We start from the raw sequence: 16997 nt of genomic DNA on the forward strand, positions 1-16997 counted from the left end.
ACAAAATTAAGTTTACTTAATTTTGGCACAGTCAATTCATTACCATTCTGTTCCTATTTATTTAAGAAGAGAGGGGTAATAGCTTTAGAATTACATGTTCATGTTTACATGAATATTAGTTTTGAAGTCAGTATTCGTTGAGTCACAAAATCTTAAATTGAAGAGTTTGATCATGGCTCAGATTGAACGCTGGCGGCAGGCCTAACACATGCAAGTCGAGCGGAAACGACACTAACAATCCTTCGGGTGCGTTAATGGGCGTCGAGCGGCGGACGGGTGAGTAATGCCTAGGAAATTGCCTTGATGTGGGGGATAACCATTGGAAACGATGGCTAATACCGCATAATGCCTACGGGCCAAAGAGGGGGACCTTCGGGCCTCTCGCGTCAAGATATGCCTAGGTGGGATTAGCTAGTTGGTGAGGTAATGGCTCACCAAGGCGACGATCCCTAGCTGGTCTGAGAGGATGATCAGCCACACTGGAACTGAGACACGGTCCAGACTCCTACGGGAGGCAGCAGTGGGGAATATTGCACAATGGGCGAAAGCCTGATGCAGCCATGCCGCGTGTATGAAGAAGGCCTTCGGGTTGTAAAGTACTTTCAGTTGTGAGGAAGGGGGTAACGTTAATAGCGTTATCTCTTGACGTTAGCAACAGAAGAAGCACCGGCTAACTCCGTGCCAGCAGCCGCGGTAATACGGAGGGTGCGAGCGTTAATCGGAATTACTGGGCGTAAAGCGCATGCAGGTGGTTCATTAAGTCAGATGTGAAAGCCCGGGGCTCAACCTCGGAACTGCATTTGAAACTGGTGAACTAGAGTGCTGTAGAGGGGGGTAGAATTTCAGGTGTAGCGGTGAAATGCGTAGAGATCTGAAGGAATACCAGTGGCGAAGGCGGCCCCCTGGACAGACACTGACACTCAGATGCGAAAGCGTGGGGAGCAAACAGGATTAGATACCCTGGTAGTCCACGCCGTAAACGATGTCTACTTGGAGGTTGTGGCCTTGAGCCGTGGCTTTCGGAGCTAACGCGTTAAGTAGACCGCCTGGGGAGTACGGTCGCAAGATTAAAACTCAAATGAATTGACGGGGGCCCGCACAAGCGGTGGAGCATGTGGTTTAATTCGATGCAACGCGAAGAACCTTACCTACTCTTGACATCCAGAGAAGCCAGCGGAGACGCTGGTGTGCCTTCGGGAGCTCTGAGACAGGTGCTGCATGGCTGTCGTCAGCTCGTGTTGTGAAATGTTGGGTTAAGTCCCGCAACGAGCGCAACCCTTATCCTTGTTTGCCAGCGAGTAATGTCGGGAACTCCAGGGAGACTGCCGGTGATAAACCGGAGGAAGGTGGGGACGACGTCAAGTCATCATGGCCCTTACGAGTAGGGCTACACACGTGCTACAATGGCGCATACAGAGGGCAGCAAGCTAGCGATAGTGAGCGAATCCCAAAAAGTGCGTCGTAGTCCGGATTGAGTCTGCAACTCGACTCCATGAAGTCGGAATCGCTAGTAATCGTGAATCAGAATGTCACGGTGAATACGTTCCCGGGCCTTGTACACACCGCCCGTCACACCATGGGAGTGGGCTGCAAAAGAAGTGGGTAGTTTAACCTTTCGGGGAGGACGCTCACCACTTTGTGGTTCATGACTGGGGTGAAGTCGTAACAAGGTAGCCCTAGGGGAACCTGGGGCTGGATCACCTCCTTATACCAAGATATTCACGATAAGTGTCCACACAGATTGATTAGGTTTAGAAAAGCAAAGAGAAGAAGAACTCCCAAGGTTCTTCGAAGTTTGTTTCTACTTTTTAAAGTGGAGATAAATTAGCAGTGTCCCGTTCGTCTAGAGGCCTAGGACACCGCCCTTTCACGGCGGTAACAGGGGTTCGACTCCCCTACGGGATACCATTGGGTCGTTAGCTCAGTTGGTAGAGCAGTTGACTTTTAATCAATTGGTCGCAGGTTCGAATCCTGCACGACCCACCATTCTTTCTCCGCGAAGGAATTAAAACTATCGTGGGCGATTAGCTCAGTTGGGAGAGCACCTGCCTTACAAGCAGGGGGTCACTGGTTCGAGCCCGGTATCGCCCACCATTTCCTCCCAAGGAAATAAAAATATGGGGCTATAGCTCAGCTGGGAGAGCGCCTGCCTTGCACGCAGGAGGTCTGCGGTTCGATCCCGCATAGCTCCACCATTCTTTCTCCATGAAGGAATCAAAACTATCATGGGCGATTAGCTCAGTTGGGAGAGCACCTGCCTTACAAGCAGGGGGTCACTGGTTCGAGCCCGGTATCGCCCACCATCTTTAAGCATTCTCCTCAGAGAGTTTTTAAAAATGGTTTTGAAAGTTTAAAACTTGAAAAACTCTTGCTCTTTAACAATTTGGAAAGCTGACTGATTACTTAATTGGTTTTTACTTTAAAAAGTGAAATCAAACAGCTCGAGGCTGTGATTAAGTTAATCAAATTTAAAAGTTCTCAATGTTTATCTGCTCTTATTTAATAAGAACGGTATAAACACAACAAACACATTCAAGTGTCTTGTATTCGATTCAAATTCGTTTGAATCACATTGAGTCCGGCAAACAGTCATTAAGAATTAACCCTTCTTAATGACAACCAAAAACCTTGGTTAGTTGCCATACATAAGACCCTTTCGGGTTGTATGGTTAAGTGACTAAGCGTACACGGTGGATGCCTTGGCAGTCAGAGGCGATGAAAGGCGTAATAACTTGCGATAAGCCCAGATTAGGTAGTAATAACCTTTGAGTCTGGGATTCCTGAATGGGGAAACCCACTTACATAAGTAAGTATCCTGTTGTGAATACATAGCAACAGGAGGCAAACCGGGGGAACTGAAACATCTAAGTACCCCGAGGAAGAGAAATCAACCGAGATTCCGAAAGTAGCGGCGAGCGAAATTGGATTAGCCCTTAAGCTTTTAATGAGACAGATGAAGGCTCTGGAAAGTGCCGCAATAAAGGGTGATAGCCCCGTAATCGACATCTCATCATCAGTGAAAACGAGTAGGGCGGGACACGTGATATCCTGTCTGAATATGGGGGACCATCCTCCAAGGCTAAATACTACTGACTGACCGATAGTGAACCAGTACCGTGAGGGAAAGGCGAAAAGAACCCCTGTGAGGGGAGTGAAATAGAACCTGAAACCGTGTACGTACAAGCAGTAGGAGCACCTTCGTGGTGTGACTGCGTACCTTTTGTATAATGGGTCAGCGACTTAATTTTAGTAGCAAGGTTAACCGTTTAGGGGAGCCGTAGGGAAACCGAGTCTTAACTGGGCGTACAGTTGCTAGGATTAGACCCGAAACCAGGTGATCTAGCCATGGGCAGGTTGAAGGTTGAGTAACATCAACTGGAGGACCGAACCGACTAATGTTGAAAAATTAGCGGATGACTTGTGGCTAGGGGTGAAAGGCCAATCAAACCTGGAGATAGCTGGTTCTCCCCGAAAGCTATTTAGGTAGCGCCTCGGACGAATACTACTGGGGGTAGAGCACTGTTAAGGCTAGGGGGTCATCCCGACTTACCAACCCTTTGCAAACCCGAATACCAGTAAGTACTATCCGGGAGACACACGGCGGGTGCTAACGTCCGTCGTGGAGAGGGAAACAACCCAGACCGCCAGCTAAGGTCCCAAAGTATAGCTAAGTGGGAAACGATGTGGGAAGGCTCAGACAGCCAGGATGTTGGCTTAGAAGCAGCCATCATTTAAAGAAAGCGTAATAGCTCACTGGTCGAGTCGGCCTGCGCGGAAGATGTAACGGGGCTAAGCTATACACCGAAGCTGCGGCTACGTACCTTAGGGTATGTGGGGTAGGGGAGCGTTCTGTAAGCCGTTGAAGGTGGTCTGTAAGGGCTGCTGGAGGTATCAGAAGTGCGAATGCTGACATGAGTAACGATAAAGGGAGTGAAAAACTCCCTCGCCGGAAGACCAAGGGTTCCTGTCCAACGTTAATCGGGGCAGGGTAAGTCGACTCCTAAGGCGAGGCCGAAAGGCGTAGTCGATGGGAAACGGGTTAATATTCCCGTACTTCTTACAATTGCGATGGGGGGACGGAGAAGGCTAGGTGGGCCTGGCGACGGTTGTCCAGGTTCAAGTATGTAGGCGGAAAGTTTAGGTAAATCCGGACTTTCTTAACGCTGAGATACGATGTCGAGCTACTACGGTAGTGAAGTCATTGATGCCATGCTTCCAGGAAAAGCCTCTAAGCTTCAGATTGTAAGGAATCGTACCCCAAACCGACACAGGTGGTCGGGTAGAGAATACCAAGGCGCTTGAGAGAACTCGGGTGAAGGAACTAGGCAAAATGGTACCGTAACTTCGGGAGAAGGTACGCTCTTATCAGTGAAGTCCCTTGCGGATGGAGCAGACGAGAGTCGCAGATACCAGGTGGCTGCAACTGTTTATTAAAAACACAGCACTGTGCAAAATCGTAAGATGACGTATACGGTGTGACGCCTGCCCGGTGCCGGAAGGTTAATTGATGGGGTTAGACTTCGGTCGAAGCTCTTGATCGAAGCCCCGGTAAACGGCGGCCGTAACTATAACGGTCCTAAGGTAGCGAAATTCCTTGTCGGGTAAGTTCCGACCTGCACGAATGGCGTAATGATGGCCACGCTGTCTCCACCCGAGACTCAGTGAAATTGAAATCGCTGTGAAGATGCAGTGTACCCGCGGCTAGACGGAAAGACCCCGTGAACCTTTACTACAGCTTGGCACTGAACATTGAACCTACATGTGTAGGATAGGTGGGAGACTATGAAACCGCGTCGCTAGATGTGGTGGAGTCGTCCTTGAAATACCACCCTTGTAGTTTTGATGTTCTAACGTTGGTCCCTGAATCGGGATTACGGACAGTGCCTGGTGGGTAGTTTGACTGGGGCGGTCTCCTCCCAAAGAGTAACGGAGGAGCACGAAGGTGGGCTAAACACGGTTGGACATCGTGTGGTTAGTGCAATGGCATAAGCCCGCTTGACTGCGAGAATGACAATTCGAGCAGGTGCGAAAGCAGGTCATAGTGATCCGGTGGTTCTGAATGGAAGGGCCATCGCTCAACGGATAAAAGGTACTCCGGGGATAACAGGCTGATACCGCCCAAGAGTTCATATCGACGGCGGTGTTTGGCACCTCGATGTCGGCTCATCACATCCTGGGGCTGAAGTCGGTCCCAAGGGTATGGCTGTTCGCCATTTAAAGTGGTACGCGAGCTGGGTTTAGAACGTCGTGAGACAGTTCGGTCCCTATCTGCCGTGGGCGTTGGAAAATTGAAAGGGGCTGCTCCTAGTACGAGAGGACCGGAGTGGACGAACCTCTGGTGTTCGGGTTGTCATGCCAATGGCATTGCCCGGTAGCTAAGTTCGGAATCGATAACCGCTGAAAGCATCTAAGCGGGAAGCGAGCCTTGAGATGAGTTTTCCCTGGCACTATAAGTGTCCTAAAGGGTTGTCGTAGACTACGACGTTGATAGGCAGGGTGTGTAAGTGCTGCGAGGCATTGAGCTAACCTGTACTAATTGCCCGTGAGGCTTAACCATACAACACCCAAGGGGTTTTGTGGACTCAAAACTGTTTGTTTCCGCTTTTAAAAAAGCAGAAGCAAAACTACAAACGCTTGAATGAGTTTGTGAGAAACTTTTATAGCTCTATTAAATAGAGAAGCAGCTTTCCAGATTATTTTGCCTTCAGTTTTTAAAAAACTGAAAGTAAAAGCAAAATTTGCTTGGCGACCATAGCATTGTGGACCCACCTGATTCCATGCCGAACTCAGAAGTGAAACACAATAGCGCCGATGGTAGTGTGGGGCTTCCCCATGTGAGAGTAGGACATCGCCAGGCTTTATTTACGTTTTCAGTTTTAAAAAACTAAAAACAAAAGCTAAAGACAGCACAAAAATAAGACTGATTTTAGTAACAATTTGTTGGAGGGATGGCTGAGTGGTCGAAAGCACCGGTCTTGAAAACCGGCAACCGTTAATAGCGGTTCTAGGGTTCAAATCCCTATCCCTCCACCACTATTCATCAAAAAAAGCCTTTGATTATCAAAGGCTTTTTTTGTATCTGTAAGACTTGAATTTGCTTCGAAACAACGAGGTAAGTCAATGTATATAAAAAAATCTCCCCACGGCGTCTATTACGCACGGATTTGTACTCCAGCACAGTTGAAAGCGTTGGGATTCCCATTCGATCTGAAAATTAGCCTTCGAACAAAAGACCCTAAGCTAGCTAAAGTCATTGGCTTAAGCCTTGTCAGTGCTGTCAAAGAGGCCTTTCGTACTACAGATTCTCTGTGCTTTTCAGAGTTTCAGTTGCATCTAAAAGGCATCTTGTCCCACCATCTGAACTTACAATCACAGAAGCAGGATGATCGCTTACATTTAGGTTGTATACCTTCTATAAGTCATACTTCTAAGCGTTTGAGTGAAGAAAAGCATTGGAGTGAAGCGTTAGAACACTTTCTAGAGTTCAAAGGGGTTCAAAGGGTCAGTGCATTGACTGTCCATCAGTTGAAACAGCGCATTACCTTTTTCTTTGAGAGCACAGCGCTATCTGGTTTATCAACAATAACTGCGATGACACTGATGGAGTACATTAAGACTCTCAATAGCTCTAGTCTTTCAGCGAAAAGCTGTAAAGATTATTACGCGGCGTTAAGTCAATTTATACGTTGGTGTGCGACCATGTCTTTGATTGAAAGAAACGTGTCTGCAGATATCAAAGCGACTTTCAAGAAGTCTATAAAAGCTGATAAGCAGCGCTCAAGGTGGTCAGAGAGTCAGCTTTCAACACTCTTCTCATCTGAGCAGCTTCAGCAAGTGGATAAAGGTTTCTACTGGGTTACTTTATTGCTCACGTATATGGGTATGAGGCCGAATGAAGTGTGTCAGCTACGTACAGAAGACGTGGTCGTTAGCGGTCCAGTCCCTTACTTAAACGTAACAGATGGGGGGCACGGACAGCGGATCAAGAATCGTTATGCTCTGCGACAAGTCCCCATTCATCAGAGTCTAATCAAACATGGCTTTCTTGAGTATGTTGAGTTTCGTAAGAACAATAGCAAAACCGGTCTATTCGATTACAAGCCACTGGGTCTCAACAAGGACTGGAGCCAACAATATTGCCAACAATTCGGCAGACTCCTATCTAAGATCGGATTGAAAGCAGGGCAACGCCCTACTGCGTACTCCCTCCGTCACACTTTCATTGATGTTCTTAAGCAAAAGGAAGTGGCTGAGTCTACAGTCGCTGATATCGTTGGCCATCATCACCCCTCAATGACATTTGGCCGATATGGTAAGCAAACAAAACTGAAACTTATGCTTAGTGCGGTTAACCAGTTCTCACTTCAACTGGGAGGCTCACATGAGTAAGTTCAACTATGATGAGTTGCACACGGTTTATAAGGCGTTCAAGCAAAGCTATTTTGAAGGGGATGAAACCTCGTTGCTTGCTTTATCGAAACAGTATAACTATCAAGATATCCACTGCCTCTATCAGCTTTTTGAGCGCCTCGAAGATAAACCAAGCACAACATCTATGTCGTTAATGGCATTAGGAATAGATTGGCAAACACAGCAGGCACTGTTTGGTGACTTTGAAACACTGAGAGAAATTGCAGGGCTCGTAAGCCCTCCACCCATGTCACACGTAGAGTGTTTTGATGCCTTTGTTCTACCTTATTGGACCATTATGTCAAAGAAAGGAATTGTTCTTATTAGCACTAGAAGCCAAGAGCATTTTACTTTCGTACATCGTGTGTCAGGAGTAGAAATTCAAGTTAATATAAAGCGCTGAATCTCAATGTCATTTTGAAAAACCAAATCTCGTGAACACCTTAGAGCTCACGAGATTTACCTTTTAAATTATTATGAAGACCTTATCAATCGAACTCTCGGACGGCACTCATTCTCCGTTTTTTGGGGGAAGCAGTGTTCAGGTTTTCCCTATTATCTAGGAGGGCGTCTTTCATCCCACATACAAGTGCCTGCTGTATTGGGTTTCCATCCAATTTTTTCATGTGAGCTGACATCCTTCTTTCTAATAAAGTCAGTAGTTCTTTCTCATCCCTTTGTTCAAAGACAAATGATTTCATTAGATCTTGAAAGATGGGAGCTAACGTTTCAACAACGGTATGAGTCAGTTTAGCGATCACCTTTTTTAGATATGAGTTCGATTTCTCTAACTGTTCATTTTTTTCTTCACTGTGTAGAGCTTTTGATTCTGCCGTTTTGAGCTGTTCTTTGACTGTTGATAGAACGGTAGAGGTTTTATCCAGTTGATTAGTTGCAGCGTTTGTATCCGATCGTAGTAAGTCTATATCTACATGTAATCTTCTTATTTTTTCTTGTTCCTCCTTTTGTTGATTTTTAACTTCGTTGATGTGTTGATTTAATTGGCTCAACTCCTCTAGCTTCGATGAGATCTTTTGCTCAATTTGCAGTTGCTCCTTTTCCAGCATTCTAGTGTGATAATTACAATCCCTTTCACTTTTTTTTTGCTTTCCTTGCCGGCGCATTTCTTTTACTTTTTGTTTATCTTTCTGAAGTTCTTGATTGAACTCCATGCTCAATCCTTTTTCTATGAAGAGGTTTTTATTCATAAACCGCCGAAAACATTCCTGCAACAGCGCTCCATGCTCTGATTGTTCCTTTCTCGTAAAGCATGCTCCTTTTTTGTATTGAATTGGCGAGTGTGAACGGTTCAAGGTGAGCTTCATTTTTTGAGCTAGATTTGCTTTGGCGACTCTAAGATCCCACTCTTTAGTTCGGCTATTTTGCGCGTTAAGGAAGAGGTGGACATGCTCCCCAGTATCTTCATTGAGACTTCTTTCATCGCTATGAACAAACACGGCTAATATTTCATAGTCTTTGAAGAATCGGCGATAATAGTTCATAAACGCTTCAGCCATTTCTTTACCACAAAGAAGATCCTGAGAAACTTCATTTCGGTGTGGAATGACAAAAATCGACTCTTCTACCAAGTTTGAGTTCAAATTTTTAGGGAACGAAACCAGTTTGTTATGAAGTGAAATGTACTTCTCAAAAGCGTTCAGCCTCTGCTTCTTGCGAGAGAAATCAATATTCCTAGCTTCATTAAGCAAAGAGTCTAGTTTAAGCGGGACATGTTCAGGGGTGCTTAAAATCTTAGTGATAAAATTAGACCCCTCGGTATTTCCCTTTTCTGATTGCAAAACGGCTTTTAGTTTCTTCTTATATGCTCTCTTTCTTTGTTTACATTTAGCTAGGCCTTCTTGAGGTTTCTGAGGAAGTCTTATAGATTCGATAAACTGGGATTTATCGTCATTGCTCAATTCATCAAGTTTCGTCCATTGGTTATTGATATATACTTCGTTGAGGTGACTGAGGTCGGGATTCCATTCAATGGTTTCAGATTTCGCATTTTCATCTCGGATACTATGTCCTGCTGACTTCTTAAGCTTGGCCTGTTTTTCTGCTGTGCCGGAATACGGAAGCGTAGAGAAAAAACATGTGATGGCTTTATTTTTCATTGTGTAGTCCTCGGTTTGTGTGTTGTTGTGTTGGGGTTAAGGTGCGTAGCCCCCACCAAGAAGCTTTCGTTCATCTTTTACGCAGTAAAAGTGTTGCGAAAGTGTCCTTGGTTACGATGTCGTTATCTTTTTGAAAGCCGGTGTCGAGACACCGGAATGAGGCAAATTAAAGGATGGGTTTGTCGACCGAATTTGCAGCTTTCTGAAAGTGCAAATCAATCAGGTTGGGGTAGTCTTTTGCGTCTTCTTCAATCCACTTTGAGTAATGCTTATAAAGCATATCTAGAGTGTTGTGCCCTAGTTGAGACCTTATCCAATAAAGATTTGCCCCACTCAAAATAGCTTGAGATGCGAATGTATGACGGGCCTGACTCGCACCTCGATGAGCTACGTTGGCTGTAACGAGCCAGTTTTTAAAGGTGCGATCTATTGCTTTATCTTTTTGGTAAAACTTCCCTGTATCAAGATTAGGGAATAGAGGTTTTGCGGTAAGTTTGGTTCGGGTCTTTTGATCATTTTCGGTGATATGGATTTCTTGATCCTCTAAGCCAAAGATTAAACTTAACTGGTTTTCAATTATCTTTTGGGCTGTCTTAGACAATTGAATCCTACGCTTTGACCCCGTAGTTTTTGGCCTTTTAAAGTGATTAACGACGCAAGCTCTCTCGACTTTAAGCTCTCTTTTTACTGGGTCATAATCATCAACAACTAGTGCCAACCACTCACTTTTTCGAAGCCCTGTATGGCAAGCCAGAAGGACCCCATTTTTAACACTTGAGCAAGCTGCTGCTTGGTGAGTTAAACGGTTATATCATTCAGTGTGAATGGATTACAGCTAATGGGAGCATTTTGTAAGTTATGGATACCATCAACTGGAGATTGTGTAATAAGCCGATCCCCAACTGCAAACGTGAATACTTTTCGGATAAGTGTCAGGTCTTCATTTAGTGTTTTGTTTGTAAGATCATTGTGTACATGTAAGTAGCGAAGAATACAGCTTCGTACGATATCTCGTATGTCGAGGTTCTCCGAAAAACGTTACGATACGTTTTAACTTAGATCTCCATGCTTTTATTGTTGAGTTAGCGTAAGTTCCTTTTTCAAGTTCGAACATTGTTTCTGCTACCGTGCGAAACAAAAACTTATCTCTGCATTTCATGATGCAAACCTCATTTTTATTTGCGATCTACGTTACAGATTTACAAAAAAACCGTCAATAACACTGGTAAATCATAAGTGCATGATTTTACTATAAAATAAATACACACCCCAACATTATTGCTTAAATAACAATCGCTTAAAAAAGTAATTAAGCGATATCGCACAATATAACCAACCAATCTATTTAACTTATTAATGAATTTTAACCAGCAAAAACCACCATAATTAACCACTAAAATTAGTTAATGATGTTGATTTGGTTATATTTTGAAATATGATCTATTGAAATATGAAATTCATAATTTTTTGTTTATCTGAATCACTTTGATATGTAGGAAGTTGGCTATTTTTAATGGGTTTAGCTATTTCCGCTCAATAGCAGTGTTGTTTACACCATCTAAGGAATGAAAGAAAAATGTTACGTTTTGGCATATAGTACAAATTAAGTATGACAAAACGTATCATTAAAAATGAATCCATCACAACTCGATAAGCTTAAAAAGCTATCCATATTCACTACCTCAGACGCTGCAAAATTCAATGTAACTCGTGCCGCCCTTTCTCGCGCTGTGGAAAAAGGTGACATAGAAAAACTACAGCGAGGACTCTACGGGTATGTAGGTAGAGAAGAATCGGAGATGCACTCTTTTGCTGAGGTCAGTGTCAGAGCGAAAAAAGGGGTTATCTGCCTTCTATCAGCACTCAGTTACCACAATCTCACTACCCAAGCACCTTTTCAGATATGGCTCAGCATTAAAAAAAACGATAGAGCTCCCAATATTGAGTACCCAAGCATTAAGATTGTTCGTACCAGGGACGTGACGGATTTGGGGGTGATCTCAACACAAGTTGATGGCATCCCTGTTTTAGTAACGGACGTTGAGCGGACGATTGTTGATTGCTTCAAGTTCCGCAACAAGATCGGGATTGATGTGGCGATTGAAGCACTTACAGAGGCAAAAAGAGCTAACAGATTAGAGCAAGGGAAGCTCTGGGAGTATGTAAAGCATTACAGAATGACAAATGTAATGATGCCCTATATGGAGATAATAAACTACAATGGTTAGTCACTTACTTCTAACACGTTGTTACCTTGTTTTATAGAGTGCGAGATTGAACATCGATCATATTGTAGAAAGCGCTGCAATTACTTCGACGGCTATATTCTCAGGACAATGACCATAACACACCTCTAAAGCGTGGAATTGCTCCAGTGTGAAGCATATAGCCAAAGAATTTAAGCGTTTTCCTGATACAGTTTCTTGAATACTTGTGTAGTTTTACAACTAACTACAGACGATTAAACTGCAACAGTGACATTACCTAGTTTAAACCCCTTGATTCTGTTTTGCTGGTTAACGAATGTCAGGTTAACTGTCGATAGCTGCTTAGCAAATTCATATAACTCAAAATTCACAAAGTATGAAAATGGACATTATTGTGCGGTTCTTTCATAAAAGTAACATGTTGATTTTTGAACTGTAAATCGCTCAAAAAGCGCCACAAACTCACAAGGGTGTGTAATTTCGTGGGGTTAAATCTAGAACCTACGATTAGATCTGCTACATTCACTTCCTCTCTCAACTTTATGCCTAAACCTCATTTCAAAATAACCAAATGGAAGCAATACGGTCTTAACCATGCAGCCCTCAGAGTTAGTTCCACTTCGCTAAATATAGACTAACTGAGAGAGTGGGTTCCATAAATCGTGTTAACGTATTTACTATGTGGCTTATTTTTCAAACCCACTACATACCTACGGAGCTCAGGAAGGTTAAATCTTTTACCTTATTTGCCTGCGCCCACTGAATGGCAAATACAGGCGCAATTGAGCCCGAAATAATCACCTCTTCGATAATCTCGGTCACGTGGTTTTTACTAATAAATGACCGCTGGTTCATACTATTTCAATTACTAAATCAGCTGCGAAATGACGGAAGTTCAATCAGTCTGTGCGGTGAACAAATATCAGAAGTGTTTGTCGAGGTGATGGGAGTTGATATGGATTTTGAGCAAGTGGTATAAGCATTAAATTCATTGTGGGTTATGTACTTACTACTTGGTGTAAGAAGTAGAAGGTAATTCTGTGCTCAATTAAGTTCAAAATAGCTATGTAGTTACGGATTTGGTGCTATAGAGAACAAATTTGTTAATAAAGCGTGAGCCAGCCCTATTAAAAGCTCGATTTTAAAGTTAACTTTATCAGCTTGAATGTGGTATTAATTTCCCTCCATCATCTAATAAAGCAAGGAATAAATAATGGAGCAATGGTTACCTAGTTTAATCACAGAAACGCCTAGTGAGGGTTTTGAACTGGCGATTAAGTTGAGCAGAATGGGAGTAAAGAAAACTCAACCAGACATGGAGGTTTTACATAAGTTAAGACCCGAATACTCAGAAAGTGCATCGCTGCTTATTGAATCATCAAAGACAATTGCAATGCATTTTCAGACAGTATCTCAGGCTAATAACTATTGGAGAGATAATTAAATTCACATAAGGCCTTGTGATTGTAGAGGCCATTTAACGTTACACTCGTTGTGCGTAGGTAAAATGACATGGTCGATTTACCATAATCACTTGGTGTGCACCTCAACCAAGCCTATTAACTAGTGCGATTATACTCATCGCACTAGCTCTTCAAGCATGTGTGGAACAAACTTTTGTCGGATAAGCGACACCTATTACCGAGGTAAACACCCCGGCTTTGTTGCGTAATTCAATGGAACTAAATCCAGAGCCTACGAGCTGATCAGCTACGTCCACTATCTCTCGTAGTCTCATGTCTAAACCTCGTTACAAAACAACCAACTGGAAGCAATGCAACCAATCACTCATTAACCGTGGCTCTCTGACCTTTTGGATTGATGAAGAGGCGATAAGCGGGTGGGCGCAAAGCAAACAGAATAAGCGCAGGAGGCCTCGTCGGTTTAGTGATCTAGATATCACGACAGCGCTCATGGTGAAGCGAGTTTTTTCTATATTGCTGAGAGCGCTGTAAGGGTTTATCGACTCGATCTTTAGACTTGCCCATATTCCATTAAGCTGTCCACATTACACCTGCATCAGTCGTAGAGCCAAGCAAGTTGAGGTCTCATTTAAGACTAAAAAGAGAGGAGCAATACAGCACTTAGTTATTGATGCTACAGGCCTTAAGGTTTATGGCGAAGGTGAATGGAAAGTCAAAAAACACGGGACGGATGGCAAACGTAGAGTCTGGCGAAAGCTTCATATTGCCGTCGAGCTAAGTTTATCAACGGTTACAGTTGGAGAAATACTCCCGAATTTACTGAAACAAACACGGCGAAGTATCTTTGAGTTGTCTCGTGATGGCGCTTACGACACGAGAGCGTGCCACGCTGCTATTAAGATTAAACGAGCCGTTGCGCTTATTCCCCCAAGAGAAGGGGCAGCCTTATGGGAGCGTGGTCACCCTCGAAATCTCGCCGTGGGTTGTCAGAAGTTAAACGGCTTGAATAAGTATTGGAAAGAGCGGTTTGGATATCACAAACGTCCACTCTCTGAAACAGCGATGTAACGAGTTAAACAGTTGCTAGGAGGGCAACTGAACTTAAGAAATTACAATGCATAGGTAGGTGAAAATTACGCGACGATAAAAGCGTTGAACAAGCTTACAGGGTTAGATATGCCTGAAACTTATCTTATTGACTAAGAAACACACGAAACGGGTTAGCTCTGTCTCTCAACTTAATTACGCAACAAAGCCTCGACGATATGTCCTACACCAAGATAAACAGGACATAGAGTATGAACAACAACTTCAGTTATTGAAGAACTGATAGCGTGGACGCCCCCTTCTAGGGGGCTATAAAGCAAAACCGTCTTCTAAGAAGGCGGATATTTTTTGTTAATTTACAGACTCATTTAAGCGGAGAAGAACCCATTCCCTAATGTCATACGAGATCAGGGTCGTGCACACTATTGGACAAAACTTTACAAAAAGTCATATCTACCCTCCTAATTATTGAACAATGTGTCAGGATCGTAGCTCTTAACGAGTTGTGCACCAACCGAAAGGAAGTCAGCAAGAGCAGTGTTTTGTCCCTCTTGTGCGGTAATTTCAATTATACTTGATCTTGTATGCGTGTGTTCTGTGGTTGTAGCGTTACTGCGAAAATCAAAAGAGCGGAGCATGCGCGAGTGATAATGTTGAGTGACTTTGAGATTTGGTATACCTCTTCAGTTGGGTGGATTTGTTCTACTTGAAGCAAAGTATACTTGTTGGTATTTTTAGATAAATGTGGCTATATTTATAATCTCAATATATAGAACAATAAGGATATCAAAATCCAACTGTACGATTTTTATTGAGGACTAGGTTTTTGTGACTCAAATAAGTGGCTGTGGCTTATCAAAAAGATAGCCTTGTGCTAGATCGATGTTCAGTTGCTCCGCCATATCGAGCTGTACGTGCTCCTCAATCCCTTCAGCTAAAACAGCGCCACCGTAGTCATGAACCGCTTTGACGACCGCTTTTATTTCATCAACTAGAGTAGGATCAAACGTAAGTCTGCTGATGATTTTGATGCAAAGTTTGACTACCTCTGGTTTGACTTCATCGATCAGCGCCAAATCAAAAAATCCGCAGCCAACATCGTCAAGCCAGAACTGATAGCCTTGCTTTCTCAATTGAGCCATTCGCTGTTTTATTGGTTGCCAGTCACGTATCGGTAAGTGTTCAGTGAGCTCAATCTTAATTCTTTCAGCCAGTGCGTAGCGGTTTAGTATCTGAAATACGGTTTTATCTAACAACAGGTTAGGAGCAAGATTAACGGTGTAACATCCTATAGATGTATGGGCGGCAATGTTTTCAAGATGAACTTCGAGGATGACAATTTCCAATTGCCTGCTGAGTTGTTGTGATTGAGCAGCGATAAACAACTGATCGGGTCGATGCCACAAGGAGTCTGAAGGACCACGAACTAAAACCTCATGTCCATAAGTGGTCTGGCGTTTAAGATCTCTAATAGACTGAACATATGAATATAGTGAACGCTCACTTAAGATATCACTCAGTGAAACAGCAGTCCCTGTTTCAAGTGGTGTTTGGCTTTGGTTCATGTCGCAATTTTCCTTGTTTGCTTACACGCTATCGGAGTTAAGCATTTCTTTTCTGGTCCGTTTTATCATTCAGTTGCAGATAAGATAAAGAGTTGAGGATCTGTTCCGCGAGTTCATGGTTGTTGCCCGAGAGGCTTATTGATAGCTTGGTGTCTTCAACTAGGGCTTCCATGTTTTGCTTAACCGTGTTGGAGTCGGACAGTTGAGCCTCAATGGCGTCCATGATGGTTTTAGAAGCTGTTTTACTATCAAGCGACATGTTCATCAAGTTCTTCATGTTATGCATGGTGTTTTTGGTTACTTCTGAGCTAAGAATAATGACGTCCTCAACCTCTTTTTGTTTGTTGAAAATGCTGTCTGATATCTTTGAAATCGACGCCATTTCAGTGTCGATGTTCTCAGCAGACTGATTCGCCGTGTTCGCAAGTTGACGGACTTCGTCTGCGACTACTGCAAAACCGCGGCCGTGCTCCCCAGCTCGAGCGGCTTCAATCGCGGCATTAAGCGCCAACAGGTTTGTTTGTGCAGCGATACCTTTAATAGAATCCACCAATTGGGTGACGTTCTTGTTAATCTCATTCAGTGATTCGAGCAGTTCGCTAAACTGGCAGATCTTTTCTTTGGAAACTAATACTTGCTCTTCCAAAGCCTCCAGCTTGTCGATGGTATTAGCCGCAGTTTCTGCCGTTTGACTGGAGTATTGATGGCTCTCACAAGACAGCTTGTTAATACTTTCTGACTGCTCGATAAAGTGATTCACTAACTCATAGCTCTGTTTAATCGACTCAGCACGACTTCGTGACGCTTTATGGACATTGGCCGCATTGACGTAAATTTTCTTCGCATAGTCGGTGGGATCATTCTGTTTGAATAGAGAGTACTTTTCAGAGACTTTCTTCAGTTCTGTAAGATGGCTAGTATGAACTTCGACAATATCCGATGACGGTTTTTTAAACGAAAATATCATTATTAGACGGCCTTCTTTCGGGATTGAAGAGTTGCAGAAACGCTGGCTTGGGTAGACACACAAAAGGGTACGCAGTAAGTCATCAAGATCTTAATGATCAGCGTTATGTCAATGTTGCTGGAGAGCAATTTGTCACCGTGATTAATGAACATAAGAATGGTGCCAACTATGAGAGAAACCTTGAGTGAGCGTTTCAGTATCGTAGGTTCGCCTGCGGTTTTAATAAACTGAGCTAAAGGCATCTGCAACCTCTGTTTAGA

8 protein-coding genes, 6 tRNA genes, 3 rRNA genes and 2 pseudogenes are annotated in these 16997 nt (G+C 43.6%); 14 read left to right on the forward strand and 5 right to left on the reverse strand.

From position 1 onward, the window contains the following. The first annotated feature begins 154 nt into the window (after positions 1-154). The 11 genes from ITG09_23650 (at position 155) to ITG09_23700 (ending at position 7813) form a co-directional block, all read left to right on the forward strand. Positions 155-1708 (forward strand): 16S ribosomal RNA (locus ITG09_23650). Positions 1709-1832: 124 nt separating this feature from the next. Next, a tRNA-Glu gene (locus ITG09_23655) sits at positions 1833-1908 on the forward strand. A gap of 2 nt (positions 1909-1910) precedes the next feature. Beyond that, positions 1911-1986 (forward strand) — tRNA-Lys (locus ITG09_23660). A 32-nt stretch (positions 1987-2018) separates the two neighbouring features. Continuing rightward, positions 2019-2094: transfer RNA gene (locus ITG09_23665), tRNA-Val, on the forward strand. 25 nt (positions 2095-2119) lie between these two features. Next, positions 2120-2195: transfer RNA gene (locus ITG09_23670), tRNA-Ala, on the forward strand. 32 nt (positions 2196-2227) lie between these two features. Then, a tRNA-Val gene (locus ITG09_23675) sits at positions 2228-2303 on the forward strand. 364 nt (positions 2304-2667) lie between these two features. Further along, a 23S ribosomal RNA gene (locus tag ITG09_23680) occupies positions 2668-5557 on the forward strand. Between the two features lie 184 nt (positions 5558-5741). Then, positions 5742-5857 (forward strand): 5S ribosomal RNA (gene rrf, locus ITG09_23685). The 16S, 23S and 5S rRNA genes sit together here with 6 tRNA genes alongside, the layout of an rRNA operon. Positions 5858-5942: 85 nt before the next feature. Beyond that, positions 5943-6033 (forward strand) — tRNA-Ser (locus tag ITG09_23690). An 87-nt stretch (positions 6034-6120) separates the two neighbouring features. Then, complete coding sequence (locus tag ITG09_23695) at positions 6121-7389, forward strand: site-specific integrase (protein UPR54361.1); 1269 nt, start codon at positions 6121-6123, stop codon at positions 7387-7389. Beyond that, positions 7382-7813 carry a hypothetical protein gene (locus ITG09_23700; protein UPR54362.1) on the forward strand — a complete coding sequence of 144 codons (432 nt, stop codon included), beginning with the start codon at positions 7382-7384 and terminating at the stop codon, positions 7811-7813. Before ITG09_23695 ends, ITG09_23700 begins: the two co-directional genes overlap by 8 nt. An 85-nt stretch (positions 7814-7898) precedes the next feature. Here ITG09_23700 and ITG09_23705 read toward each other — a convergent pair whose 3' ends face one another. Beyond that, entirely contained in the window at positions 7899-9527 is a 1629-nt protein-coding gene (locus tag ITG09_23705; protein UPR54363.1) for a hypothetical protein, read from the reverse strand. Between the two features lie 166 nt (positions 9528-9693). Beyond that, positions 9694-10686 (reverse strand): annotated as a pseudogene (locus ITG09_23710) (tyrosine-type recombinase/integrase). 472 nt (positions 10687-11158) lie between these two features. On the opposite strand from ITG09_23710, the gene ITG09_23715 reads away from it, so the two are divergent. The 3 genes and pseudogenes from ITG09_23715 to ITG09_23725 all read left to right on the forward strand — a co-directional run bounded on the left by ITG09_23715 (position 11159) and on the right by ITG09_23725 (position 14361). Beyond that, entirely contained in the window at positions 11159-11755 is a 597-nt protein-coding gene (locus tag ITG09_23715; protein UPR54364.1) for a type IV toxin-antitoxin system AbiEi family antitoxin domain-containing protein, read from the forward strand. Between the two features lie 1192 nt (positions 11756-12947). Further along, the gene (locus tag ITG09_23720) at positions 12948-13178 is read left to right on the forward strand and encodes a hexameric tyrosine-coordinated heme protein (protein UPR54365.1); all 231 of its coding nucleotides are present in this window, start codon (positions 12948-12950) and stop codon (positions 13176-13178) included. Positions 13179-13470: 292 nt separating this feature from the next. After that, positions 13471-14361: pseudogene (locus ITG09_23725) on the forward strand (IS5 family transposase). Positions 14362-15038: 677 nt separating this feature from the next. Here the strand turns inward: ITG09_23725 and ITG09_23730 are convergent. The 3 genes from ITG09_23730 to nrtS are packed head-to-tail and all read right to left on the reverse strand — an operon-like array spanning position 15039 to position 16979. Further along, positions 15039-15770: an EAL domain-containing protein gene (locus tag ITG09_23730; GenBank protein UPR54366.1), complete on the reverse strand. Its 732-nt coding sequence runs from the start codon at positions 15768-15770 to the stop codon at positions 15039-15041. Positions 15771-15807: 37 nt separating this feature from the next. Beyond that, on the reverse strand, positions 15808-16737 hold the full coding sequence (locus tag ITG09_23735; protein ID UPR54367.1) for a chemotaxis protein: 930 nt from the start codon (positions 16735-16737) through the stop codon (positions 15808-15810). A gap of 2 nt (positions 16738-16739) precedes the next feature. Next, positions 16740-16979: a nitrate/nitrite transporter NrtS gene (nrtS, locus tag ITG09_23740; protein UPR54368.1), complete on the reverse strand. Its 240-nt coding sequence runs from the start codon at positions 16977-16979 to the stop codon at positions 16740-16742. Positions 16980-16997 lie beyond the last annotated feature (18 nt).

The organism is Vibrio cyclitrophicus, from assembly GCA_023206055.1.
GTDB classification, from domain to species: domain Bacteria; phylum Pseudomonadota; class Gammaproteobacteria; order Enterobacterales; family Vibrionaceae; genus Vibrio; species Vibrio cyclitrophicus_A.